The sequence below is a fragment of the Pseudomonas marginalis genome (genome assembly GCF_001645105.1).
In the GTDB taxonomy this organism is placed as follows: domain Bacteria; phylum Pseudomonadota; class Gammaproteobacteria; order Pseudomonadales; family Pseudomonadaceae; genus Aquipseudomonas; species Aquipseudomonas petroselini.
The window spans coordinates 26,845-51,903 of sequence record NZ_LKEG01000033.1 but is presented as its reverse complement, the minus strand read 5'-3'; the positions used below and the strand labels follow the sequence as shown (position 1 = coordinate 51,903).

The 25,059-nt window shown below is 59.3% G+C and carries 19 protein-coding genes and 1 pseudogene; 11 read left to right on the top strand and 9 right to left on the bottom strand.

What is annotated here, in order from left to right; all coding sequences use genetic code 11:
• Positions 1-265: 265 nt before the first annotated feature.
• On the bottom strand, positions 266-2,704 hold the full coding sequence (locus tag AO064_RS09055; RefSeq protein WP_064053095.1) for a Lon protease family protein: 2,439 nt from the start codon (positions 2,702-2,704) through the stop codon (positions 266-268).
• Between the two features lie 269 nt (positions 2,705-2,973).
• On the opposite strand from AO064_RS09055, the gene AO064_RS09050 reads away from it, so the two are divergent.
• The 4 genes and pseudogenes from AO064_RS09050 (at position 2,974) to AO064_RS09035 (ending at position 7,141) form a co-directional block, all read left to right on the top strand.
• Complete coding sequence (locus tag AO064_RS09050) at positions 2,974-3,462, top strand: DUF3015 domain-containing protein (RefSeq protein ID WP_015885974.1); 489 nt, start codon at positions 2,974-2,976, stop codon at positions 3,460-3,462.
• Between the two features lie 92 nt (positions 3,463-3,554).
• Complete coding sequence (locus AO064_RS09045) at positions 3,555-5,408, top strand: Lnb N-terminal periplasmic domain-containing protein (protein ID WP_064053094.1); 1,854 nt, start codon at positions 3,555-3,557, stop codon at positions 5,406-5,408.
• A gap of 173 nt (positions 5,409-5,581) precedes the next feature.
• Positions 5,582-5,908 (top strand): chorismate mutase, encoded by a 327-nt coding sequence (locus AO064_RS09040; RefSeq protein ID WP_064053093.1) that lies wholly within the window; start codon positions 5,582-5,584, stop codon positions 5,906-5,908.
• 177 nt (positions 5,909-6,085) lie between these two features.
• Positions 6,086-7,141: pseudogene (locus AO064_RS09035) on the top strand (type I restriction endonuclease).
• Positions 7,142-7,271: 130 nt separating this feature from the next.
• Here AO064_RS09035 and AO064_RS09030 read toward each other — a convergent pair.
• On the bottom strand, positions 7,272-7,574 hold the full coding sequence (locus tag AO064_RS09030) for a DUF3077 domain-containing protein (RefSeq protein ID WP_082893910.1): 303 nt from the start codon (positions 7,572-7,574) through the stop codon (positions 7,272-7,274).
• Positions 7,575-7,676: 102 nt separating this feature from the next.
• On the opposite strand from AO064_RS09030, the gene AO064_RS09025 reads away from it, so the two are divergent.
• On the top strand, positions 7,677-8,033 hold the full coding sequence (locus tag AO064_RS09025; RefSeq protein WP_015885976.1) for a hypothetical protein: 357 nt from the start codon (positions 7,677-7,679) through the stop codon (positions 8,031-8,033).
• A 70-nt stretch (positions 8,034-8,103) separates the two neighbouring features.
• Positions 8,104-8,592 (top strand): GreA/GreB family elongation factor, encoded by a 489-nt coding sequence (locus AO064_RS09020; protein WP_064053091.1) that lies wholly within the window; start codon positions 8,104-8,106, stop codon positions 8,590-8,592.
• On the opposite strand, the gene gdhA is transcribed toward AO064_RS09020, so the two are convergent.
• The gene (gene gdhA / locus AO064_RS09015) at positions 8,589-9,926 is read right to left on the bottom strand and encodes an NADP-specific glutamate dehydrogenase (RefSeq protein ID WP_064053090.1); all 1,338 of its coding nucleotides are present in this window, start codon (positions 9,924-9,926) and stop codon (positions 8,589-8,591) included. The two genes, AO064_RS09020 and gdhA, sit on opposite strands and share 4 nt — an antisense overlap.
• 260 nt (positions 9,927-10,186) lie before the next feature.
• Positions 10,187-11,851, bottom strand: a complete 1,665-nt coding sequence (ettA, locus tag AO064_RS09010; protein ID WP_015885979.1) for an energy-dependent translational throttle protein EttA — start codon at positions 11,849-11,851, stop codon at positions 10,187-10,189.
• A 163-nt stretch (positions 11,852-12,014) separates the two neighbouring features.
• On the opposite strand from ettA, the gene AO064_RS09005 reads away from it, so the two are divergent.
• The 3 genes from AO064_RS09005 (at position 12,015) to glyA (ending at position 18,077) form a co-directional block, all read left to right on the top strand.
• A complete protein-coding gene (locus tag AO064_RS09005) occupies positions 12,015-12,626 on the top strand; it encodes a LysE family translocator (protein ID WP_064053089.1) in 612 nt (203 codons plus the stop codon).
• Positions 12,627-12,742: 116 nt separating this feature from the next.
• Complete coding sequence (locus AO064_RS09000) at positions 12,743-16,594, top strand: bifunctional diguanylate cyclase/phosphodiesterase (protein ID WP_064053088.1); 3,852 nt, start codon at positions 12,743-12,745, stop codon at positions 16,592-16,594.
• Between the two features lie 229 nt (positions 16,595-16,823).
• Positions 16,824-18,077, top strand: coding sequence for a serine hydroxymethyltransferase (gene glyA / locus AO064_RS08995; RefSeq protein ID WP_015885982.1), 1,254 nt, complete (start codon positions 16,824-16,826; stop codon positions 18,075-18,077).
• A gap of 119 nt (positions 18,078-18,196) precedes the next feature.
• Here glyA and yjiA read toward each other — a convergent pair whose 3' ends face one another.
• The 3 genes from yjiA to AO064_RS08980 all read right to left on the bottom strand — a co-directional run bounded on the left by yjiA (position 18,197) and on the right by AO064_RS08980 (position 21,584).
• The gene (gene yjiA, locus AO064_RS08990; RefSeq protein WP_015885983.1) at positions 18,197-19,156 is read right to left on the bottom strand and encodes a GTPase; all 960 of its coding nucleotides are present in this window, start codon (positions 19,154-19,156) and stop codon (positions 18,197-18,199) included.
• Between the two features lie 148 nt (positions 19,157-19,304).
• Positions 19,305-19,502: a YbdD/YjiX family protein gene (locus AO064_RS08985; protein ID WP_003176208.1), complete on the bottom strand. Its 198-nt coding sequence runs from the start codon at positions 19,500-19,502 to the stop codon at positions 19,305-19,307.
• A gap of 15 nt (positions 19,503-19,517) precedes the next feature.
• Positions 19,518-21,584, bottom strand: coding sequence for a carbon starvation CstA family protein (locus tag AO064_RS08980; protein WP_015885984.1), 2,067 nt, complete (start codon positions 21,582-21,584; stop codon positions 19,518-19,520).
• A 174-nt stretch (positions 21,585-21,758) separates the two neighbouring features.
• Between AO064_RS08980 and AO064_RS08975 the strand changes: the two genes are divergently transcribed.
• Both AO064_RS08975 and AO064_RS08970 read left to right on the top strand, forming a co-directional pair.
• Positions 21,759-22,127, top strand: coding sequence for a PilZ domain-containing protein (locus AO064_RS08975; RefSeq protein ID WP_064053087.1), 369 nt, complete (start codon positions 21,759-21,761; stop codon positions 22,125-22,127).
• A 9-nt stretch (positions 22,128-22,136) separates the two neighbouring features.
• Entirely contained in the window at positions 22,137-22,883 is a 747-nt protein-coding gene (locus AO064_RS08970; RefSeq protein WP_064053086.1) for a sulfite exporter TauE/SafE family protein, read from the top strand.
• A gap of 27 nt (positions 22,884-22,910) precedes the next feature.
• Here the strand turns inward: AO064_RS08970 and AO064_RS08965 are convergent, their stop codons facing one another.
• Positions 22,911-23,645, bottom strand: a complete 735-nt coding sequence (locus tag AO064_RS08965; protein WP_064053085.1) for a hypothetical protein — start codon at positions 23,643-23,645, stop codon at positions 22,911-22,913.
• Between the two features lie 16 nt (positions 23,646-23,661).
• Positions 23,662-25,029, bottom strand: a complete 1,368-nt coding sequence (radA, locus tag AO064_RS08960; protein ID WP_003235145.1) for a DNA repair protein RadA — start codon at positions 25,027-25,029, stop codon at positions 23,662-23,664.
• Positions 25,030-25,059 lie beyond the last annotated feature (30 nt).

The window sequence follows — 25,059 nt, the reverse complement described above, 5'->3', positions numbered from 1 at the left end:
ATAGAAGAAAACCACGACAAACCAAGGTTGTAGAGACCAACGGGCGTCGGCGCTAAAGTCTCGCCAAATTTGTGACGGTTTAGCCCGTCATGTGGTGAGCGGGCTTGCCCCGCGCTGGGCTGCGAAGCGGCCCCAGTGGGACCGGTGCGGTGTGCCAGTGAGATTGAATTGTTTGGTTTTGGGGCTGCTACGCAGCCCAGCGCGGGGCAAGCCCGCTCACCACAACAAGCGTGCTCACCACAACAGCCCACCAGTCACGACACCATCAAGTGGGCTTGGCTTCCGCCAGCGCCTGCTGGACCAGCTCCTTCTCGGCCTCCTTCAGGTCCTCTTCGCTGATCATCTCGGCAATTGCCCGCAGACGCTCTACCACGCGCGCATTGACCGTGCCTTCCGGGAACTGACCTTCTGCATCCGGCTCACCGGCATCCTCGCCCACCAGCAGGCTCAATGCCTCATCCGCCTGGCGCACCGCATAGATATGGAACTGCCCGGCACGCACGGCCTGCAGCACCTTTTCATCGAGCATCAGCGTGGCGACGTTGGCCTGGGGAATGATCGCCCCCTGCTCCCCGGTCAAACCGCGCGCTTCACACAGGCGGAAGAAGCCTTCGATCTTCTCGTTGACCCCGCCCACCGCCTGCACTTCACCAAACTGATTGATGGAACCGGTGATGGCAAAGCACTGCTTGAGCGGGGTTTTCGACAAGGCCGAAATCAAGGTGCACGCCTCGCCCAGAGACGCACTGTCGCCGTCCACGTAGCCGTAGGACTGCTCCAGCGCAATGCTCGCGGAGATCGCCAGCGGGAATTCCTGCGCATAACGGCTGCCCAGGTAACCGGTGAGGATCATCACGCCCTTGGAGTGAATCGGCTGGCCGAGGTTGACCTCACGCTCGATGTCGACAATACCGCTGCCGCCCGGGTACACCGTGGCGGAAATCCGCGCCGGCACGCCAAAGGCCGAGTCACCGACTTCCAGCACCGTCAGCCCGTTGCACTTGCCCACCGCCGCACCGGCGGTGTCGATCAGGATGACCCCGGCGAGCATGTCGTCGAGAATCCGCGCCGAGACTCGCCCAGTGCGCGTGGCCTTGGCCTTGAGTGCACGCTCGATATGGCCGGCGTCGGTCATCTCGTCACCCGCCAGGTGGCGAATGAAATCCGCCTCGCTGACCAGCTGGAACAAGTCACCAATGCGCGCCGACAAGCGCCCCTGGTGTTCCGCCAAGCGTGCGCTGTAAGTGGCCAGCCGTGCCACCGCATCCGAGGTCAGCGGCGCCATGCCTTCTTCCGAGGTGCGGGTTTTGAGCAACTGGGCGAACTGCTCCAGGCTTTCGTCGACCATCGGGATGTCTTCGTCGAAGTCCACCAGCACCCGGAACATCTCCTGGAAGTCCGGGTCGGCGTCCTGCAACGCGTAGTACAGCTGGCGGGAGCCAATGATGATGACCTTGACCTGCAACGGGATCATCTGCGGGTTGAGGGTCACGGTGGCCAGGCGGCCCAGCTCGCCCAATGGCGATTCCATCTTCAGCTTGCGCGACTGCAGGGAGCGCTTGAGGGCGTCCCAGACAAACGGCTCACTGAGCATTTTTTCGGCTTCAAGAATCAGGAAACCGCCGTTGGCACGGTGCAGCGCACCTGGGCGCAACTGACGATAAGTGGTGTAGAGCGCACCTTGGTCGGTGCTGTATTCGATACGGCCGAACAGGTTGTCGTAGGTCGGGTGCGGTTCAAACACCACCGGTGCGCCACCGTTGACCGGATGGCCGACCACCAGGCTCGGGCAGTACTGTTCTTCAAGCAGCTTGCGCGCCTGCGCGTCGGTTTTGGCGTCGTCGACCAATTGCTCGACCACGGTCTTGAGCAGGTACACCTGCATGGCTTGCAGGTAACCGCAGACAGCCGCATTTTCCGCATACTTTTCCGACAGCGGTGCGAGCAAGGGCTGCAGGGCCAGGGTGATGGTTTCTTCGTTGAACTGGCGCAGTTGGTTGTTGGACTCACGCTTCCACTGCGGCAGGCTGGCCAGTTCTTCGTTGAGGCGCTCTTCCAGCTCGGAAATATCCGTGTGGAAACGCTCACGGTCGGCTTCCGGCAACTGCGAGAACTCGGCCTCGTCCAGCGCCTTGCCGTCGAGCATCGGCGTGAACGCGATGTTGGTGCTGTCACGGTACAGCGCCACGTCCTTTTCCAGGGCCAGGCGTTCGATCACGTCCAGTGCCTTGTCGTAGCGCTGGTTGAACGCACGGTCGATGGCGCTTTTGCGCTGTTGATACGTCGGGTGCTCGAAGACCGCCGGGAAAGTGGCCACCAGGTTGTCGACCAGGCCGTTGATATCGCTGATGAACGCCGCTGCGCCGCCGCCCGGTAATTCCAGGGCACGCGGTTCGCGAGGTTCATCGAAATTGTTCACATAGACCCAGTCCGCCGGGGTCTGCAGGCGCTTGCCTTCGGCCTTCAGGTAGCGTTTGACGAACGAAAAGCGGCCGGTACCCGGCTCGCCCATGACAAACACGTTGTAACCAGGGCGTGGCATGGCCACACCGAACTGCAAGGCTTCAACCGCACGTTCCTGGCCAAGCACACCGCGAAAGGGCTCCAAATCATTGGTGGTCGAGAAGCTGAACTGTTCAGCGGAGAAAGGGCGAGTCAGCGCTTCGGGCGCTAGACGCAAGCTGGCAGCAACAGGATCAGGCATCGGGCTTCCTTACATCAGGCGGGGCAGATGACGGCATTCTGGCTCCCGCTTACGCGCTCTGGCAAGGCGCGCTTGAGGGAAAGCCATAGACGCGGGATGCGTCCTGCAAAAAAAACGCGACATCGCGAATTGTTTTATAAAAACACACGGAACCCTTGGAACGTGCCTAAACTCCAAACTGCGCGGGTTGGACTAATAACCGATCCCTAGGGCGCTATGAAGTGCCTGAACCCTTGTCCATTGGTTTGCACACAATAGAGAACAAAGCTATGAAACGGATCCTTCTCGGTACTCTCTTCACCGTCGTCTCCCTCAATGCAATGGCAGAAGCACCAGGTGGCCCGAACTGCGGTTGGGGCAACATGTTGTTCGAAGGCCAGCGCGGTACTCCAGCTCACTTCCTGGCTTCCACCACCAACGGTACTTCGGGTAACGCCACCTTCGGCATGACCTCGGGCACCAACGGTTGCAGCACCAACAGCGCCCTGACTTACGGCGGCAAATCGTGGATTGCCATGAATGGCATGATGAACGAGCTGTCCGAAGACATGGCCAAGGGTAACGGCGAAGCGCTGACCACCTACGCTGTGGTACTGGGCGTTGCGCCTGAAGATCGCGAGCACTTTGCTGCCGTGACCCACGAGCACTTCCAGCAGATCTTCAGCAAGGCTGACGTGACCGCTGACGACGTGCACAACAACACCATTGCTGTACTGAAAAGCGATGCCCGTCTGGCGAAATACGCTACCCAGGCTTAAGCTCGATCCGCCCGCGTCTTTCGAGGCGCGGGTTTTATTTTTTCGACCTGTCCCCCTTGGGTCTTTTTTTTATTCCGACTTAAGTAGCCCCCATGCTCAAACGCCTCGCTTGCCTGGCTCTCTTCGCCTGCGCCCCGCTGCATGCGGCCCCGCACCTCGATGATCAACGTTTGCAGCAACTGGCCAACGACCCTTTCTGGTTGTCTTTGGGCCACTACGAAGCCGGAAAAATCAGTGGCTGGCGCAGCTATGTCAGCGAAAAAAAGTTTTTCCTCGCCGCTGACGGCGCCCACCACCCGGACGCCGAACTCAAGGCCACGGTCGATGCCCTCTACGCCCCGGCCAGCCTGGGTGAAAAACACGCCCAATGCGTTTACCCCGCGCGCACCCGCTGGCTCAAGGACCAGTTGCACCTGGCCGACCTGCCCGCTGTCGACTGCAAAGAATTCAAACAGTGGTTCAAGGACGTTGCGCCCCACAGCGCGGTGATGATCTTCCCGGCGGCCTACCTCAACAGCCCGTCGTCGATGTTCGGTCACACCCTGCTGCGCATCGACCAGGCCGACGTGCAAAGCAACAACACCGCCTTGCTCAGCTACGCGATCAACTTCGGCGCCTACATCGAAGGCTCCGACAACAGCATCCTCTACGCTTGGAAAGGCCTGATGGGCGGTTATCCCGGCCTGTTCGCGCTGGTGCCTTATCAGGAGAAGTTGTCGGAATACCGCAGCCTCGAAAATCGCGACCTGTGGGAATACCGCCTCAACCTCACCCAGGTCGAGACCGAGCGTATGGTCGAACACGTGTGGGAACTCAAGCAGATCCAGTTCGACTACTTCTTCTTCGACGAAAATTGCTCCTATCGCCTGCTGGAACTGCTGCAAGTGGCCCGCCCCGGCCTGCGCCTGACCGAACAATTCCCGCTGACCGCCATCCCCACCGACACGGTAAAAGCCGTGAAGGACGCCGGCCTGGTCGAGAAAATCGACTATCGCCCCTCCCGTGAACGCGAGTTGCTGGAACGCGCCAAGCCGTTGGACAGCGACGAGCAACAATGGGTATTGAAGGTCAGCGACGACCAGAAGCAACTGCAGGAGCCGGCTTTCAAAGCGCTGCCCCGCGAACGCCAGGCCCTGATCATCGACGCCGCCTACCGCCTCGGCCGCTACCGCGCGAATGGCTTGGAACGCGACGCCGAACGCTCCCAACGCAGCTTCGAACTGCTGCGCGCCATCAACCAGAACCCCGCGCCTGACCTGAAGATCACGCCCCCAGGCCTGCCGGAAAACGGTCACGAGTCGCGCACCTGGCAAGCCGGCATCGGCACCCGTGGCGACAAAGCCTTTGGCGAATACGGCCTGCGCATGGCCTACCACGACCTCAACGACAACGCCGAAGGCTTCCCGCTGGGCGCGCAGATCGAAATCCTGCAAATGAAACTGCGCCAGTACGAAGGCAACCACTGGCAACTGCAGCAACTGGACCTGGCCACCATCCGCTCCCTGACCCCGCGCAACGCCCTGTTGCAGCCATGGTCATGGCAAGTCACCGGCGGCCTGGAGCGAGTACCGGGCAAGCACGACGACGAAACCCTGGTCGCCCACGTCAACGGCGGAGCCGGCAGCACCTGGCAACTGCGCGACGACATGCTCGGCTTCGCCCTTGGCACCGTACGCGTGGAACACAACAACGACTTCAACGAAGCCATCTCCCCGGCGGCCGGGTTCAACACCGGCGTGCTGTGGAAGAATCCGCTGGGCAACCTGAGCCTGGAAGCCAAAGGGGACTTCTTCACCAACGGCGAAGTAAGGCGCAGCATCAGCCTGAACCAGCAGTGGGAGTTGTCCCGCAACCTGGGCCTGCGCCTGAGTGCACAGCGCGAGTACAGCCATTTATCAACGCCGGTGAATGAAGTGATGCTTGAAGTGAAGTGGTATCACTACTGATCGGTAAGACCCGGCGAAGATCCAATGTGGGAGGGGGCTTGCTCCCGATGGCGGTGTGCCAGTTAAGTATCCAGTGACTGACATACCGCTATCGGGAGCAAGCCCCCTCCCACATTTGTCTCGCTTATATTCAGACGCATGGCGTTGCCCGCCCAATCAGGAGTTCCATCAACATGGCCGTTATCTGCACCAACCTCGAAGAAATCCGCGCAAACATCGATCACCTTGACCAACAGATCGTCACCCTGCTGGCCGAACGCGGCCGCTACGTATGCCAGGCCGCGCGCTTCAAAAAAGACGCGGATGGCGTCAAGGCACCGCAACGGGTTGAACAGGTGATAGCCAAGGTGCGGGGTATATCGGAGACCGTGGGTGCCAATCCCGAGGTCACTGAACAGGTATATCGAGCGATGATTGCGGCGTTTATTCAGTTGGAGTTGGCTGAGCACGCCGCTCCAACAGCCCAAAGAGAACCAGCACTTACACATACAAATTCTTAGCTTGCTTCTAACCTATTGAAAAATAGGCGGGAAATTTCGGACATTTTTTTAGCTTTTTTCAGTCAAGCCAAACTGCCTCCGACCTCATCCTTTTTAAGGGTGTTTTGGACTAGTATCGGGCGGCAATCAAATTGCCATCCCATCTATACACGGATCTGAATAGGTAAGAGGCTCACTATGGATTTCTTCGAAAAGCTAACCAGTTTGGCAGCAAAAGTTCGGCTACAAGGCCCTGCCATTCAAACAGAAGAAGCGACAAAAAATGCTTTCGTAATGCCTTTCATCAACACCGTGTTGGGCTACGACGTATTTGATCCACAGGAAGTAACGCCAGAATTTGTCTGTGATGTAGGGACGAAGAAAGGTGAAAAAATAGATTACGCGATCATGAAATAGGGTGAAGTCCAAATACTCATCGAATGCAAAAAAATTGGTGAGTCATTGAGCATCAACCATGCCTCACAGCTTTTTCGGTATTTTCATGTTACGAGCGCAAGGATCTCAATTCTCACCAACGGCCAGGTCTACAGGTTTTTTACCGACTTGGACGCCCCCAACAAAATGGACGAGAAGCCATTTCTAGAGCTGGACCTGCTGGATATTGACGAGTACGCGGTACCGGAGTTGGTCAAACTCACCAAGTCGGCTTTCGATGTTGACTCCATCATCAATGCAGCCGGAGAGCTGAAGTACGTCAGCCAGCTTAAAAAGCTCATTGGCAGTCAGGTAAGCAAACCAGAAGACGACTTCGTGAAGTTCTTCGCATCCCGTGTTTACGAGGGTGTCATCACGCAAAAAGTGCGTGAGCAATTTTTTGAACTGACCCGAAAAGCGTTAGCGCAATTTCTGAACGACCAGATCAACGATCGGCTGAAGTCGGCGATGAGTGGCGCGATCCAACCGACAATGGCATCAATCCCCATCGCGAACAGCGCGAATGCAGATGCGCAGGACAGGGACGAGTCCGAAGATAAGATTCTAACTACGCTTGAAGAACTGGAGGGTTACCACATCGTTCGCGCCCTCGTCCGATCCGTAGTCGATGCAAAACGCATCGTTCAACGAGATACCCAGAGCTATTTTGGGATACTGCTAGACGACAATAACCGCAAGCCCATCTGCCGACTTCACTTCAATCGAAGCCAGAAGTACATCGGGATATTCGATGAGGAAAAAAATGAGACCCGACACGCTATTTCATCTATCGATGAAATTTACGAGTATGCGGATTAACTGAAAAAAACTGTGGGCTATTACGACTGACAGTCGCGCCTGGATGGCCGGAGTCATCGATAAACCTCGTGGTGAACAGGCCTGCCCTGCGCAGGGCAAGCCTGCTCACCACAAAGGCAGTGCCGACCTATTAGGCTGCTGGCGTCATCGCTTGGGTCAGGTCATCCACGACTGCCTTGCCCATCTCGCACAGATAGTGAGCGGCCCAGGCGTATTGCTCACCACGCACATCCATGGCGGCTTCCATGGCGAGTTTCTTGGAGTAAAAAAGCAGGGTGGAGGCATGCTCCAGTGCTTGATCAATCGGCATGCCGGAATTGACGCGGAACAGAGGTTTCTCGTTTTCGCCGTAGTCGCCAAATGTGACGACGCCGAGGGTGGTGATTGAGGACAGGGGTGGGTCGGGGACGACGTTAAGGGAATCGTCGTTGATAGCCCTTTAGCCCAACACCTTTCTCACGCGCCTTTCACACCTCCTCGACAAATCCCCTTCTAGACTCTCCCTATCAGCCGTGAAACGGCCAGGGAGTACGCCATGTGGCGGTCTGCGGTATTGCTGTGTGTGTGGGTGGGGCTGTCGGGTTGCCAATCGACCCATCAGGATTTACTGGCCAAAGGTTACCCACCGGCCTTTGCTGATGGTTTTGACGATGGCTGCAGCAGTGGTCGCCAGGCGGCTGGCGTCATAAGCGGGGAGTTTCGCAAGAACGTGCCGCGTTATCTCAAAAACCGCGAATACGCCGAAGGCTGGGAAGATGGTTTTCGCCAGTGCAAAGCCATGCGTGAGAATGAAGAGCTGCGTGACTACAAAGACAATCACTGGGACGACCGCGACCGCGCCTGGCAGCACGAGAAAGACCGCGACGCAGCCCGGGCCTATCGCTCGCAATAGGTCGTTTTCAGACATCCATCGAAACTAAAGCGCGGCGACCATGGCCCAAGCTCCATAGAGGGAGAACGTCATGAGCCGAGCTTTTGTAAACGAAGACAACGCCGCCGCCCAGGCCGACCAGCCGGTGGAGCGCCAGGTCAGTGAGCAGCCCAACCGCCTCACCGCGCAAGGGCTGGCGCAGTTGCAGGCCAAGGTTGCGCAGTTGCAGCACGCATACAGCATCGAATCCGCCAAGGGCGATAAACAGCGCCAGGCTGACCTTGAACGGGATTTGCGTTACTTCAACCAGCGGCTGCAAAGCGCCCAGGTCGTGGCACCGGCCACCTCCACCGACAAGGTGCAGATCGGCAGTTGGGTGACCTTCGTCAACGAACAGGACGAGCAGCAGCGTATCCAGTTGGTTGGCGAAGACCAGGCCGATGCCAACGCCGGCTTGATCAACTGGGGCTCGCCCCTGGGCCGCGCATTGCTGGGCGCTCAGGTGGGCGACGAAGTGCTGTGGCAGCGCCCCGTCGGCGATCAGTTGATCGAAGTGCTGCGCATCGAGCCCGAGGTTTAGACGATGCCTTGGGCCAACATCGCGTCGGCGACTTTCACAAAGCCCGCGATGTTCGCGCCTTTGACGTAGTTGACCCGGCCGTTTTCCTCACCGTAGTGCACGCAGGCATGGTGGATCGACTGCATGATGTTGTGCAGCTTGCTGTCCACTTCACCCGCGGTCCATAGCAGGCGCATGGCGTTCTGCGACATTTCCAGGCCACTCACGGCCACGCCGCCGGCGTTGGATGCTTTGCCGGGCGCGAACAGAATGCCCGCGTCGATAAAGATATCCACAGCCTCCAACGTAGTCGGCATGTTGGCGCCTTCGGCCACGCAGAGGCAACCGTTGCGCAGCAGGGTGCGGGCGGCTTCGGCGTCGAGTTCGTTCTGGGTGGCGCAAGGCAGCGCGATATCACAGGCCAATTCCCACGGGGTTTTACCGGCGCGGAATTCCAGGCCGAAACGCGCGGCCAATTCGCTGATGCGACCACGCTGGACGTTTTTCAACGCCAGCAGGGCTGACCATTGCTCCTCGGTCAAACCGCTTTCGGCGTACAGGGTGCCTTCGGAGTCGGAGAGGGAAATCACTTTGCCACCCAGGTCCATGACCTTGCGCGCGGCGTACTGCGCGACGTTGCCGGAGCCGGATACCGCCACGCGCTTGCCTTCCACCCGCTGACCATTGCGCTTGAGCATTTCTTCGGCGAAGTACACGCAGCCGAAACCCGTGGCTTCGGGCCGAATCAGGCTGCCGCCGTAGGTCATGCCCTTGCCGGTCAGCACGGAGGTGAACTGGTTGCTCAAGCGTTTGTACTGGCCGAACAAAAAGCCGATCTCGCGCGCGCCCACGCCGATATCGCCGGCCGGTACGTCCACATCTGCGCCGATATGCCGGTACAGCTCGCTCATGAACGCCTGGCAAAAGCGCATGACTTCGGCGTCGCTCTTGCCCTTGGGGTCGAAGTCGGAGCCGCCTTTGCCGCCGCCCATCGGCAGTGAGGTCAGGGAATTCTTGAAGGTTTGCTCGAAGGCGAGGAACTTCAACACGCCCAGGTTCACCGATGGGTGGAAGCGCAGGCCGCCTTTGTACGGGCCAATGGCGCTGTTCATCTGGATACGGAAACCGCGATTGACCTGGACCTTGCCGTGATCATCCACCCAAGACACCCGAAAGGTGATCGCGCGTTCCGGCTCGCAGAGGCGCTCCAGGATGCCCGAGGTCAGGTAGTGGGGGTTGGCTTCAAGAAAAGGCCACAGACTACGTAGGACTTCTTCTACGGCCTGGTGGAATTCTGGCTGGTCAGGGTCGCGTTTTTTGAGGCGGGCAAGGAAAGATTCCACGGATTCGATCATGAAAAGTCTCGGCAGATTGATTGTTTTTAAATGAGATTGAGCCGGACCTTAGCAACTCGAATCGCACCTGAAAAGCGCAAAATGTCGCCATTGTGAATTTAAATGGTGCGTTTGATATAAATAAACGCGCTTGCTCGCACCAAAAAAGGGATTTCAACTCAGGGCACGCACCAATAGTTAAACTGCCTTGATCTTCCAGAAAAGACGCAAAAAAAAAGCGGAGCCCCGAAGGCTCCGCTCTTTCACACCACCCACCCAGATCAGGCGAGTTTTTTGTGGCGTACACGGTGCGGCTGGGCAGCGGCTTCGCCCAAACGCTTTTTACGGTCCGCTTCGTACTCGGTGTAGTTACCTTCGAAGAACACCGCTTGGGAGTCGTCTTCGTACGCTAGGATGTGGGTCGCGACGCGGTCAAGGAACCACCGATCGTGAGAGATCACAATGGCGGCGCCAGGGAAGTCCAGCAGGGCTTCTTCCAGGGAACGCAGGGTTTCAACGTCGAGGTCGTTGGACGGTTCGTCGAGCAGGAGCACGTTGCCGCCCTCTTTCAGGGTCAGGGCCAGGTGCAAGCGACCGCGCTCACCACCGGACAGGTCCTTGACGAACTTCTGCTGGTCGCCGCCCTTGAAGTTGAAACGGCCGACATAGGTACGCGACGGGATTTCATAGTTGCCGATACGGATCTGGTCGGAACCTTCGGAAATCTGCTGGAACACTGTCTTGCTGCCGTCCAGGTCTTCACGGCTCTGGTCCACACAGGCGAGCTGCACGGTTTCGCCGACTTCGATAGTGCCTGAATCCGGCGTTTCCTTACCCATCAGCATGCGGAACAGGGTGGATTTACCCGCACCGTTACCACCAATAACGCCGACGATCGCGCCTTTTGGCATGGAGAACGACAGGTTGTCGATCAACACGCGGTCGCCATAGCCTTTGGAAACGTTCTTGAATTCGATGACCTTGTCACCCAGGCGCGGGCCGGCCGGGATGTAGATCTCGTTGGTCTCGCTGCGCTTTTGGAATTCCTGCGATTGCATTTCTTCGAAGCGTTGCAGACGTGCCTTGGATTTGGACTGGCGGGCCTTGGCGCCTTTGCGCACCCACTCCAGTTCTTCCTTCATGGCTTTTTCATGCGCCGATTGTTGCTTGGATTCGGCAGCCAGACGGTCGGACTTGGCTTCCAGCCAACCGGAGTAGTTGCCCTCGTAAGGGATACCGGCGCCGCGGTCGAGCTCGAGGATCCAACCGGCAACGTTGTCCAGGAAGTACCGGTCGTGCGTGATCGCAACCACGGTGCCCGGGAAGTCGTGAAGGAAATGTTCCAGCCAGGCGACGGAATCGGCGTCCAAGTGGTTGGTAGGCTCATCGAGCAGCAGCATGTCGGGGGCCGACAGCAGCAGGCGGCACAGGGCCACACGACGTTTTTCACCCCCCGACAGGAATTCGACCTTGGCGTCCCAGGCGGGCAGGCGCAGCGCGTCGGCGGCGACTTCCAGCTGGCGCTCCAGGTTGTGACCGTCGCCGGCCTGCAGGATGGCTTCAAGCTTGGCCTGTTCCGCTGCCAGTTTGTCGAAGTCGGCATCCGGTTCGGCGTAGGCGGCATAGACTTCATCCAGGCGCGCCTGGGCGTCCTTGATGACGCTGACGGCCTCTTCGACCACTTCACGTACGGTCTTGGTCGGATCCAGGATGGGTTCCTGTGGCAGGTAGCCGATGTTCAGGTCGGGCATCGGGCGGGCTTCGCCTTCGAACTCAGTGTCGACGCCGGCCATGATTTTCAGCAGCGTGGACTTACCCGAACCGTTGAGGCCGAGCACGCCGATCTTGGCGCCAGGGAAAAAGGACAGCGAAATATTTTTCAGGATTTCCCGCTTCGGAGGGACAACTTTACCCAGCCGATGCATGGTGAAGACGTATTGAGCCAAAATGTGGACCTCATGAAAAAGTGAGAACAGGCCTACGTAGCGTCATGGCGCGGTACATAGCATTGCGAATCCTCAAGGTTAACCTAAGTGACCGAGCGTATCGAAATCTATCTGTTAGATTAGCCGGCCATCCCCCCCTCAGCGGTTTCAGGAAACAACCTTCATGCTCAGCGTCATGTCTGCACTCGCGTTGCTGCTGTTAATGCCGGGGCCCACCAACACATTGCTATTGCGCTCGGGATTACTCACCGGGTTCAGGCGCGCCTGGCCACTGAGCCTGCTGGAATGCCTGGCGTACCTGGTGCAAATATCCTTTTGGGGCTACCTGCTCAGCCATCTGGGCGACAGCGCGCCATGGGGGCTCAAGCTCGTGCAGTTCGCTTCGGTCTGTTATTTGATCAGGACTTCCTACCTGCTGTGGTGCAATCCCGACGAAACACTCAACTCCGCGCCTGCAGCACGCGTATCCAAACTGCATTTCTTTTTGCTGACGCTGATCAACCCCAAGGGATTGCTGATCGTCTCGTTCATCGTCCCGATGCAGACGTTTGCCGACGTGAACCTGTATGTGCAGTTCGTCGCACAATTCACGCTGGTGGTGATACCGGTGGGGTGCACCTGGGTACTGTTCGGAGCCCGCATCAAACAAGGCGGATACGCCTGGTTGACGCCCCACACCATCAACCGCGCGGCCTCTGTGGTGATCAGCCTCTTCACGCTGGCGATCCTGACCCGGCTGGCAGACAGCCTGATCCATACCGGCAGCGCGCTTTAGTCCCCGCCAAGCGGGGCTGGCACTTTGCCACAAGTCAAGGCATGCTAGCCGCCCTCCGGGCGTCCGGCTTATAGTGCACGTCGCGCGCCAGTCCAGCCAAACCGCAGGATCACAGCTTGTCCAAAGTCACGCCGCCAACTCCCCTGCGCGCCGCTCATATTGCGCCGGGAGCGCCCCTGCACGGCACCCTCAAAGGCGCATTGGCGACGCTCGTCCTCATGCTGCTCGCCTTATTGTTCTGGCAACTGCTGGACCAGCTGCAGCAAAACCAGAAGAACCAGCAGCAATACACCATCGACTACAGCGCCGACCTGGCTGAACAGATCAGCCTGAACATGGCCCTGAGCGCAAAAATCGCCCTGAACCTGCTGCCGATGATCGAACCACCGCGCGACAGCGAACAGCAACAAGCGTTGATGCGCACCCTGCAGCGCTCGCTGCCGGAGCTGCGCAGCCTCGCCCTGCTCGCCCCCAGCGGCGCGGTGATCAGTGACAGCGCCAGTGACAGCCAGGACAGCGCCTTGCTCGAGGAGTTGGTGCAGCGCAGCCACGGCCAGTCCTACTACCTGAGCAACAGCAACGACGGCACCCTCATCTATCTATTGCTGCACCAGCCCAGCGGTGGCTCGAGGGTTTACTGGGCGCTGCGCCTGTCGCCCAATTACCTGGCAAACCTCACACGCCAGGACGGTCAGGGCCTGCGCCCCATGTGGGCCATCGAGAATCGCCTCAACCACCGCGTCATCAGCCGCGACAGTGGTATGCCGGCGCAGTGGACGTCCGCCCTCACCCCGGACGAATTGAATAAAAGCGTACTGGTCACGCCCCTGAGCAAAAGCGACTGGCAGTTGCGCGGGTTGTTCGACCGCACCGCCGTGCTGGAACAACTGCTGCCGGCGTTCATCGGCAAATGCCTGCTGGGCCTGGCCTTCTCGCTGATCCCGGTAATCGTGCTGCTGAACATGCGCCGTCGCCAGCGCCAGGTGCATGAAGGGCGGCGACGCTACCAGGATATTTTCGAAGGCACCGGCGTGGCCCTGTGCGTGCTTGACCTGTCAGGCCTGAATACCTTCTTCCAAAGGACCCCACTGGAGACTCGCGAGCAACTGCACGCCTGGCTGCAGGACAACCCCGATGAGCGTCAGCAACTGCTAAAGGAACTGCGCATCACCGAGGTCAACCAAGTGGCGGTGCGCCTGCTCAACGTGGGCTCTTGCGAGGAGGCCTGGGAGCGCCTGATCGATGACTGCCCGCGCAACGCCACCTCCATCGGCTACCAGATCCTCGAAGCCGTACTGACCCAACAGCACCAGTTGGAGCTGGAAATCCAGCTCAAGGACGTGGCCGGTAACGAGCAGTACCTGTGGCTGGTGATGCGCCTGCCGGAGCAGCAGGACGACTCCAAGGCCGTGATCCTCAGCATCAGTGATATCACCAGCCGCAAACTGATCGAGTTGTCGTTGGTGGAGCGCGAGAGCTTCTGGTCGGACGTGGTGCGCACCGTCCCCGATCACCTGTACGTGCAGGACGTGATCAGCCAGCGCATGATTTTCAGCAACCACCATTTGGGCCACACCCTCGGCTATAACAAAGCCGAACTGCAGCAAATGGGCGAATACTTCTGGGAAATCCTGCTGCACCCCGAGGACGCCGAGCACTACCACGACTTGCGCCAGCAACAACGCCAGGTCGGCTACACCACCCAATTGCAATGCCAGCTGCGCTTTCGCCATCGCAACAACCAATGGCGGCGTTTTGACATCCGCGAACAGGCCCTGGCCCGCGACAAGTCTGCGCAGATCACCCGCATCATCGGCGTGGCCAAGGACATCACCGATCAGATCGAAGCCAGCGAATCCCTGCGCGACAGCGAACAGCGTTACCGCATGCTCGCCGAAAGCATCAGCGACGTGATCTGCTCCACCGACAGCCAGTTGGCCCTCAATTACATCAGCCCTTCGGTCAACGCCGTGCTGGGCTATGACGTGGATTGGGTGTTCAAGAACGGCTGGCAGTCGATCATCGCCAACCCGCAGCAACTGACCGGCATTTATAGCCTGGTGGAACAGGTCAGCCGCGCCTTGGGCGATATCGAAGCACTGAATAAGCTGCGCGATGAGATTCAAACCCAACTGTTCCTGTTCGACTGCCTGCGCGCTGACGGTCGCAAAGTGCCGATCGAGTTACGCCTGGTGCTGGTGTGGGACGAACACGGCGCATTCGAAGGCATCCTTGGCGTGGGCCGCGATATCAGCCAGCAACGCCGTGCCGAGAAAGACCTGCGCATGGCGGCCACGGTTTTCGAACACTCCACGTCGGCGATCCTGATCACCGACCCCGCCGGTTACATCGTGCAAGCCAACGAGGCGTTCAGCCGGGTCAGCGGCTATGAGGTCAGCGATGTACTCGACCAGTTGCCGAACATGCTTACCGTCGACGAACAGCAGGAAGCCCACCTGCGCTACGTGCTCAAACAGTTGCACCAGCACAGCACCTGGGAAGGCGAAGTGTGGCTCAAGCGCCGCAACGGCGAGCATTACCCCGCCTGGGTCGGCATCACCGCCGTGTTCGACGACGAAGGCGACCTGGCCAGCTATGTGTGCTTCTTCAGTGATATCAGCGAGCGCAAGGCCAGCGAGCAACGCATCCACCGCCTGGCCTACTACGACGCCCTGACCCACCTGCCTAACCGCACGCTGTTCCAGGACCGCCTGCACACTGCGTTGCAGTCGGCCGAACGGCAGAAGTCGTGGGTGGTGCTGATGTTCCTCGACCTCGACCGCTTCAAGCCGATCAACGACTCCCTGGGCCACGCCGCCGGCGACCGCATGCTCAAGGAAATGGCCACGCGCCTGCTGGGCTGCGTGGCCGAAGACGATACCGTGGCGCGCATGGGTGGCGACGAGTTCACCTTGCTCCTGCAACCGCGGATCAGCCGCGAAATGGCGCTGAACCGTGCGATCCATGTGGCCGAGCAGATCCTCGCCAGCCTGGTGAAACCGTTCGTACTGGAAGGCCGCGAGTTCTTTGTGACGGCCAGTATCGGCATCGCCCTCAGCCCGCAGGACGGCAACGAGCTGAGTCAGCTGATGAAAAACGCCGACACCGCGATGTATCACGCCAAGGAACGCGGCAAGAACAATTTCCAGTTCTACCAGGCGGACATGAACGCCAGCGCCCTGGAGCGCCTGGAGCTGGAAAGCGACCTGCGCCACGCCCTGGACCAGAACGAATTCGTGCTCTATTACCAACCGCAGTTCAGCGGCGACGGTAAACGCCTGACCGGCGCCGAAGCCTTGCTGCGCTGGCGTCATCCACGACGTGGCCTGGTGCCGCCGGGGGATTTCATCCCGGTGCTGGAAGAATTGGGCCTGGTGGTGGACGTGGGCGACTGGGTGATCAGCGAAGCCTGTCGCCAGCTCAAGACCTGGCACCAGAACAAGGTGCGCGTGCCGAAAGTCTCGGTGAACATCTCGGCGCGGCAGTTCTCCGACGGGCAGTTGGGCACGCGCATCGCCACCATTCTCAAGGACACCGGCCTGCCGCCGGCATGCCTGGAGCTGGAGCTGACCGAAAGTATCCTGATGCGCGAAGTCAACGAAGCCCTGCATATCCTCGACAGCCTGAAAAACCTGGGCCTGAGCATTGCGGTCGACGACTTCGGCACGGGTTATTCGTCGCTCAACTACCTCAAGCAATTCCCCATCGATGTGTTGAAGATCGACCGCACCTTCGTCGATGGCCTACCGTCCGGCGAACAGGACGCGCAGATCGCCCGCGCGATTATCGCCATGGCCCACAGCCTGAACCTGGCCGTGATCGCCGAGGGCGTGGAAACCCATGAGCAGCTGGACTTCCTGCGTGAGCATGGGTGTGACGAGGTGCAGGGCTACTTGTTCGGGCGGCCGATGCCGGCGAATCGGTTCGAGGCGCAGTTCAGCAATGATGCGCTGTTCATGTTCGACTGAAATTCTGCGGTGAGGCCACTGGCCTAATCGGGGGCAAGCCCCCTCCCACATTCTGATCTGTGAACACATTCAACTGTGGGAGGGAGCCTGCCCCCGATTAGGCACTCACAGCCACCGCCTATCCCAGATGAGCCCCGCTTGTCCGCGACATGATGTCCTTTCATATGCCATCTAAAACCCATTGGGTTAGAATGCCCTCCTTTTCTGCCCCCGATCCTTGAGGACCGCCATGTTCAGCCGTGATTTGACTATTGCCAAGTACGACGCCGATCTCTTCGCCGCCATGGAGCAAGAAGCCGTGCGCCAGGAAGAGCACATTGAGCTGATCGCTTCGGAAAACTACACCAGCCCTGCGGTGATGGAGGCTCAAGGTTCGGTTCTGACCAACAAGTACGCCGAAGGCTACCCAGGCAAGCGCTACTACGGTGGTTGCGAGTACGTCGACGTGGTTGAGCAGTTGGCCATCGACCGTGCAAAAGAACTGTTCGGCGCCGATTACGCCAACGTCCAGCCGCACGCCGGTTCCCAAGCCAACAGCGCCGTGTACCTGGCCCTGCTGCAAGGCGGCGACACCATCCTGGGCATGAGCCTGGCCCACGGCGGTCACCTGACCCACGGCGCCAGCGTTTCGTCCTCCGGCAAGCTGTACAACGCCGTTCAATACGGTATCGATGCCAACGGCCTGATCGACTACGACGAAGTCGAGCGCCTGGCGGTCGAGCACAAGCCAAAAATGATCGTGGCCGGTTTCTCTGCCTACTCGCAGATCCTGGATTTCCCACGCTTCCGCGCCATCGCCGACAAGGTGGGCGCATACCTGTTCGTTGACATGGCTCACGTAGCCGGTCTGGTCGCCGCTGGCGTCTACCCGAACCCGGTGCCTTACGCTGACGTAGTGACCACGACTACCCACAAGACCCTGCGCGGTCCACGTGGCGGCCTGATCCTGGCACGCGCCAACGCCGAGATCGAGAAGAAGCTGAACTCCGCCGTATTCCCTGGCGCCCAAGGTGGCCCGCTGGAGCACGTCATCGCCGCCAAAGCGATCTGCTTCAAGGAAGCGCTGCAGCCTGAGTTCAAGACTTACCAGCAACAAGTGGTGAAAAACGCCCAGACCATGGCCAGCGTGTTTATCGAGCGCGGCTTTGACGTGGTGTCCGGCGGTACTGAGAACCACCTGTTCCTGCTGTCGCTGATCAAGCAGGACATTTCCGGTAAAGATGCTGACGCTGCCCTGGGCAAAGCCTTCATCACCGTGAACAAGAACTCCGTGCCGAACGACCCACGTTCGCCGTTCGTGACTTCGGGCCTGCGCTTCGGCACCCCGGCGGTGACCACTCGCGGCTTCAAGGAAGCAGAGTGCAAGGAACTGGCTGGCTGGATCTGCGACATCCTGGCTGACCTGAACAACGAAGCCGTGATCGACGCGGTGCGTGAGAAGGTCAAGGCCATCTGCAAGAAGCTGCCGGTGTACGGCGCTTGATTGCAGTTGCTTGACTAAAAAGCCCGGCGCTTGAGCCGGGCTTTTTTATGCTTGAAAACACTGAATTCTCAACCTGTGCAAGCCCCCCTCCCCCATTTTTGACTGTGTTTCAGGTCAAATCAGGGTTGATAGACCTTTGCAAACCCTTCGCGAATCTTGTCTTCCGGCAATTCGTCGGCAATAAACACAATCACACTCTCCCGTGCCTCGCCTTCGGCCCACTCGGTATCCCAATCGAAACCGTAGAGCTTAAGCACACCCTGGAACACCATGCGCCGGTCTTCCCCGGCGATGTTCAACACGCCCTTGTAACGCAGCAATTGCTTGCCATGGTCTTCCAGCAGTTCGTTCATGAACTCACTGAGCCGGTCGATATCCAGCGGTTCCTCGGTACGCAGCACCAGGCTGGAAATACGGTCGACGGACGGCGCGGCGCTCACCGGGCGCAGGCTCATGCCGGCGTTGAGGTTGAAACCGCGCACATCGAGCAGTTCAGCCAGGTCAATGATGCCATGGTCCACCACGCGTATCGGCGCACGGCGGTTGATGCGCGTGAGGCGTTCGCTGAGCGCATCGAAGGTGGCGTCATCCACCAGGTCGCGTTTGCTCACCAGCAGGCGGTCGGCAAAACCGATCTGGGCCTGGGCAATGGTCTGGGTCAGGTGATGTTCAGCGTGGGCTGCGTCCACCAAAGTGATGATGCCATCGAGGATGTAGCGCTCGCGCAGTTCCTCGTCGATGAAAAAGGTCTGGGCCACGGGGGCGGGGTCGGCGAGGCCGGTGCACTCGATCACCAGGCGGTCGAAGGCGATCTCGCCGCTGTCCAGGCGCTCGAGCAGCAGGTACAGGGCTTTGGTCAGGTCGGTGTGGATGGTGCAGCACACGCAGCCGTTGGACAGGGTCATGACTTGCACCGGTTCGGCGCCCAAGAGCTGGGTGTCGATACCGGCGTCACTGAATTCGTTTTCGATCACCGCGATTTTAAGGCCATGCTCGGCCTTGAGCAGGTGGCGCAGCAAGGTGGTCTTGCCGGCCCCGAGGAAGCCGCTGAGGATGGTTACTGGAATGGGAGAGGACAAAATATTCTCCTTGGAGGAATACAAAAACAAATGTGGGAGGGGGCTTGCCCCCGATAGCAGTGTGTCAGGCACGGGTATGTCACTGACACATCGCTATCGGGGGCAAGCCCCCTCCCACAATAAACCACTGCTAGCCCGGGTTACCGAGTCAGCAGCACTTGGGCCCACCCTTGCCGCCGTAACGGGCCTCTTGGCGTTCCCGGAAGAACGCCTTGTAGTCCATCATCGGTTTGTCCGGGTGCTTGGTTTGCATATGCTCGACGTAGGTGTCGTAGTCGGGCATGCCGACCATCAGGCGCGCGGCCTGACCGAGGTATTTACCGAGGCGACTGATGTCATTGAACATGGTTGCAATCCTCAATCACGCGTCCGGAACAGCCTGGAACGGGGCTTCTTTATCCGTACGTTCTTTGTTGCCCCAGGCGGCGACGCCGACCTTGAGCGCATAGAACAGGATGCTGAATACCACGAACAGGAACAGCGCCGTCAGCGTTGCGTTGGTGTAGGCGTTCCAGATCACGTGCTGCATCTGGTCGATGTTCTTGGCCGGGGCCAGGATCTGACCATTGGCCAACGCATCGCTGTACTTCTTGGCCAGCGACAGGAAGCCGATCGCCGGGTTGGCGTCGAACAGCTTGATGAAGCCCGCGGTGGTGGTGCAGATCAGCAGCCAGACGGCCGGCAGCATGGTCACCCAGATGTAGCGTTGGCGTTTCATTTTGATCAGCACAACGGTCGCCAGCATCAGCGCGATACCCGCCAGCATCTGGTTGGAGATACCGAACAGCGGCCACAAGGTGTTGATGCCGCCCAGTGGGTCGATCACGCCTTGGTACAGCAGGTAACCCCACATGGCCACGCAACCGGCGGTCGCGATCAGGTTGGCGGTCCATGACTCGGTGCGTTTCAGCGCGGGCACGAAGGAGCCCAGCAAGTCCTGCAGCATGAAGCGACCGGCACGGGTACCGGCGTCGACGGCGGTCAGGATGAACAGCGCTTCGAACAGGATCGCAAAGTGGTACCAGAACGCCATGGTGTTTTCACCCGGCAGTACGCTGTGCAGGATCTGCGCGATACCCACCGCCAGGGTCGGTGCACCGCCGGCACGCGCCAGGATGGTGGTTTCACCGATGTCATGGGCCACGGCCGACAGGGCTTCAGGGGTAATTGCAAAACCCCAGCTGCTGACGGTTTGCGCCACGGTCACCACGTCGGTACCGACAATAGCGGCCGGGCTGTTCATGGCGAAGTAAACGCCGGGCTCGATCACCGAAGCGGCAACCATCGCCATGATGGCCACGAACGACTCCATCAACATGCCGCCATAACCGATGTAGCGGGCATGGCTTTCGCTGGCCAACAACTTGGGCGTAGTGCCCGAAGAAATCAGCGCGTGGAAACCCGAGACCGCGCCGCAGGCGATGGTGATGAACAGGAACGGGAACAAGCCGCCCTTCCACACCGGGCCGGTGCCGTCGATGAACTGGGTCAGTGCCGGCATTTTCAGGTCGGGCATGGTCACCAGGATGCCGATGGCAAGCGCGATGATGGTGCCGATTTTCAGGAAGGTGGAGAGGTAGTCACGCGGCGCAAGGATCAGCCACACCGGCAGTACCGCTGCAACGAAACCGTAGCCGATCAGCATCCAGGTGATCTGGATCCCGGTGAAGGTGAAGGCCTTGGCCCACACCGGATCAGCAGCAATCTGCCCACCCAGCCAGATCGAACCCAGCAGCAACAGCACGCCAATGATCGAGATTTCACCGATGCGGCCCGGGCGGATGTAGCGCATGTAGATGCCCATGAACATCGCGATCGGGATGGTCGCCATCACGGTGAAGATGCCCCACGGGCTCTCGGCCAGGGCCTTGACCACGATCAGCGCCAGCACCGCGAGGATGATGATCATGATCAGGAAGCAGCCAAACAGCGCGATGGTGCCGGGGATGCGACCCATCTCTTCGCGAACCATATCCCCCAGGGAACGGCCGTTACGACGCGTGGACAAGAACAGGATCATGAAGTCCTGCACCGCACCGGCCAGGACCACGCCGGCAATCAGCCAGAGCGTGCCGGGCAAATAGCCCATTTGCGCCGCCAGCACCGGGCCGACCAGCGGGCCTGCACCGGCAATCGCGGCAAAGTGGTGACCGAATAGGATGTGTTTGTTGGTCGGCACATAGTCCAGACCGTCGTTGTTGAGCACTGCGGGGGTGGCCCGCCGTGGGTCGAGTTGCATCACATTGTTAGCGATGAACAGACTGTAGTAACGGTACGCAACCAAGTAGATGGCCACAGCCGCGACCACAATCCACAAGGCGTTGATCGCCTCGCCGCGGCGCAAGGCCACTACGCCTAGGGCGCACGCTCCTACAATTGCCAGCACCAGCCAGGGTAGGTGGCGTAGCAGGCTATTATTATTTTTCATTTTTATATTCCAGCCAGGGTGGACAGAAAGGACAGCCATCCGGAGTTTAGCGCTACTGGCCTTAAAGGCCACCCCCCTACGTTGGTCTAGAGCCTTCTAGGGGCAAAAAAAGCAGAAATAACGGCCCGATGATGGCGCAGGGCTACAATCCTTTTAACCACAGAGGGTTTCACCATGACCGAGCAGCCGTCTGACCGCCGTCGTTTTCGCCGGATCGCCTTTGATGCCAAGACCGAACTTCGGCAAAACGGGCGCGAATGGCCAGTGCAATTAGTAGATTTGTCGCTGAGGGGCCTGTTGGTGCAACGGCCCGAAGACTGGAAGGGCAATAAGGCGCTGCCGTTCGATGTCGACATACGCCTGGACCCCAAGGCGCATATAAAGATGCAAGTGAAGCTCACTCATGAGGATCATGGGCAACTGGGTTTTGTGTGCAAAGACATCGATCTGGAGTCGATCAGCCACTTGCGGCGGCTGATCGAGTTGAATCTGGGCGACCAGGAAGAGTTGGAGCGAGAGCTGGGTGCTTTGCTGGAGGTATGAACCCCCATTATGGTTGAGCATGAATGGCTGACAGGCGCTGGATTGGTGCTGCTGGGTGTTATAACGGGTTTTATCGGAACCAATACGGGAGGCAGTGTATTTCTAACCGTTCCAGTGATGATCTGGCTTGGGATACCCCCTCAGTCTTCGATAGCGACCGCTCGCCTGGCTTCGGTAGGCACTATGTTCGCCGGCTTGAGGCACTTTCATAACAGTGGAAAAGTGGATTACAGGCTAGCGGCCCCCGCGGCGGCACTTGGGTTGGCGGGCGCCTTGATCGGTGCAAGTCTGCTCGTGCAAATAGACCCCGCGCTGCTGCATAAAATCATTGGCGGCCTGACGCTACTCTTGGTGGCACTTTCACTCATCAGGAAGCCTCATTCGCCGAAGGCTACACCCTCATCGCTCAGGCGCTTTTGCGGCTATGTACTGTTTGTTCCCGTGGGCATGATTGGCGGTTTATTTGGCGGCCAAGCCAAGTTATCAACTTATTTGTATATTATTTTTTTTAAAAAAACGATCAGTGAGTCAATTGGTACTCGGAAAGTCGGAGGTCTCATCCTCTCCGTTGGCTCGTTAATAATATTCGGTATCAGCGGCATCATTAATTGGCAGTACGGATGTTGCCTGATCATAGGCACGCTGGTGGGCGCCAATGCGGGCGCCAAGTTTGCTCTACAGAAAGGCGATAAGTGGATGGAGAGCGCTTTCAATGTCGTCGTCGTCGCCTTGGCGTTGAAAATGCTCTTCTGGTAACGGTTCTCTCACGGGAAAAACGACAGTTCAGGGAAATGCCGTACGCGTGGGGAAGTCGCTTTCCGTGTCCCAGTAACCCGCTTTCTGGCTCACCGCGACCTGCCACTGCCCATCCACAAAACGATAAGTTTGGTAGCGGGTGGCAAAATCATCCTCGCCATCACCGTCCATAAATGAAGAAACTTGCAGCAGCTCATCCGCGCCACCTTTGACCGGCGATGCAACCCGCCACGCGGCCTTGCCGGTCTGGGCCAAGGTCAGCGTTTTGACCTTGCCGTCAGCGTCCTTGTAACTCATAGGCTCAAGTTTTTGCTTGGCCGGCAGCAGCAGTTGAGTCGCCGGCCCACTGTAACTCCCCATTGGCGCGGTCTGATCAATGATCAGAAAATACACCGCGTCCGGTAGGCCTTTGAGCGGGGCTTTCTTGACCTCGGCCAAAGGATAACCGAGGTCGTCGTGCGCGACTAAATCCCCCGACGCCGACAGCAATCGCACCTGGGCTCCGAGCAGCGGGTTTTCTACCAGGTCACCGGGTTCGTCGAACGAATCCTCATCCAGGCCACTGCCCCAACTGTCCTTGTGCATCTGTGCGCTGATGCGTTGATCTTCGAGTACCTGCAAGACGCTGCCGTCTTGCGTCACTAGTTTTTGGGCCAGGCGGTAACCGGCCGGCAGCTTGGCCGTGTCGGCCCACGCCATCGCAGGCAACCCGGCCAAGGCGATAAACAAGGCGATTACGCCCCACCTACTTGATCGTTGCATTGCATCCATCCTTGATCTACTCGAAAAGTGCATCCAACGCCTGCTCCAAGCGCGTCACCCCAATAATCTGTATACCCGGCGGCGACTCCTTCGGCGCATTACCCTTGGGCACGATGGCGCGCTTGAAGCCGTGCTTGGCTGCTTCCTTGAGGCGCTCCTGGCCGCTGGGCACCGGGCGAACTTCGCCCGACAGCCCGACTTCGCCAAACACCAGCAGGTCATGAGGCAACGGCCGATTGCGCAAGCTCGACATCACAGCCGCCATCAACGCAAGGTCGGAGGCGGTTTCCAATACCTTGACCCCGCCCACTACGTTAAGGAACACGTCCTGGTCGTGGGTCGGAATACCACCGTGACGGTGCAGCACCGCCAGCAGCATCGCCAACCGGTTCTGATCCAGGCCCAGCGTCACGCGGCGCGGGTTGGCCAGATGGCTGTCATCCACCAACGCCTGCACTTCCACCAGCATCGGGCGAGTGCCTTCCCACGTCGCCATCACCACGCTGCCTGGGACTTCTTCCTGGGCGCGGGTCAGAAAAATCGCCGACGGGTTGGAGACTTCTTTCAATCCGCGGTCAGTCATGGCGAACACGCCCAACTCATTCACCGCGCCGAACCGGTTCTTTACCGCTCGCAGCAAACGCAGGCGGCCATCGGATTCACCTTCGAAATACAGCACGGTGTCGACCATATGCTCCAGCACCCGTGGCCCGGCCAATGCGCCCTCTTTGGTCACATGGCCGACCAGGAAGATCGCCGTGCCGCTCTGCTTGGCATACCGCACCAACAGCGCGGCGCTCTCACGCACCTGGGATACACCGCCCGGCGCCGATTGCAGTTGCTCGGTGAAAATCGTCTGGATCGAGTCGATCACCATGACCTTGGGTTTTTCGATCCGGGCCGTGGCGATGATGCTTTCGATGCAGGTTTCGGTCATCACCCGCAGTTGGTCCTGGGGCAAGCCCAGGCGGCGGGCGCGCATAGCGACTTGTTGCTGGGATTCTTCGCCCGTGACATACAGCGCCGGCATGCGGCTGGCGATGCTGCACAGCGTCTGCAACAGGATGGTCGACTTGCCGATACCAGGGTCGCCGCCGATCAGCACCACCGAGCCGTCCACCAGGCCGCCGCCCAACACGCGGTCGAGCTCACCGGAGGCTGTGGAGAAGCGCGGGATTTCTTCCACGCTGACTTCGGCCAGGGTCTTGATCTGCGCCTGCTGGCCGGTCCAGCCGGCACGGCCGGTGGGAGCCGCCGCGCCGCCGCTTTCGATCATGGTTTCAGTCAGGGTGTTCCACGCGCCGCATTCGGTGCACTGGCCGGCCCACTTGGGAAAGGTCGCGCCGCACTCCGTGCAGCCGTACATGCGCTTGGCCTTTGCCATTTGAGAACCTCCAACTGAAAAACCGCGATG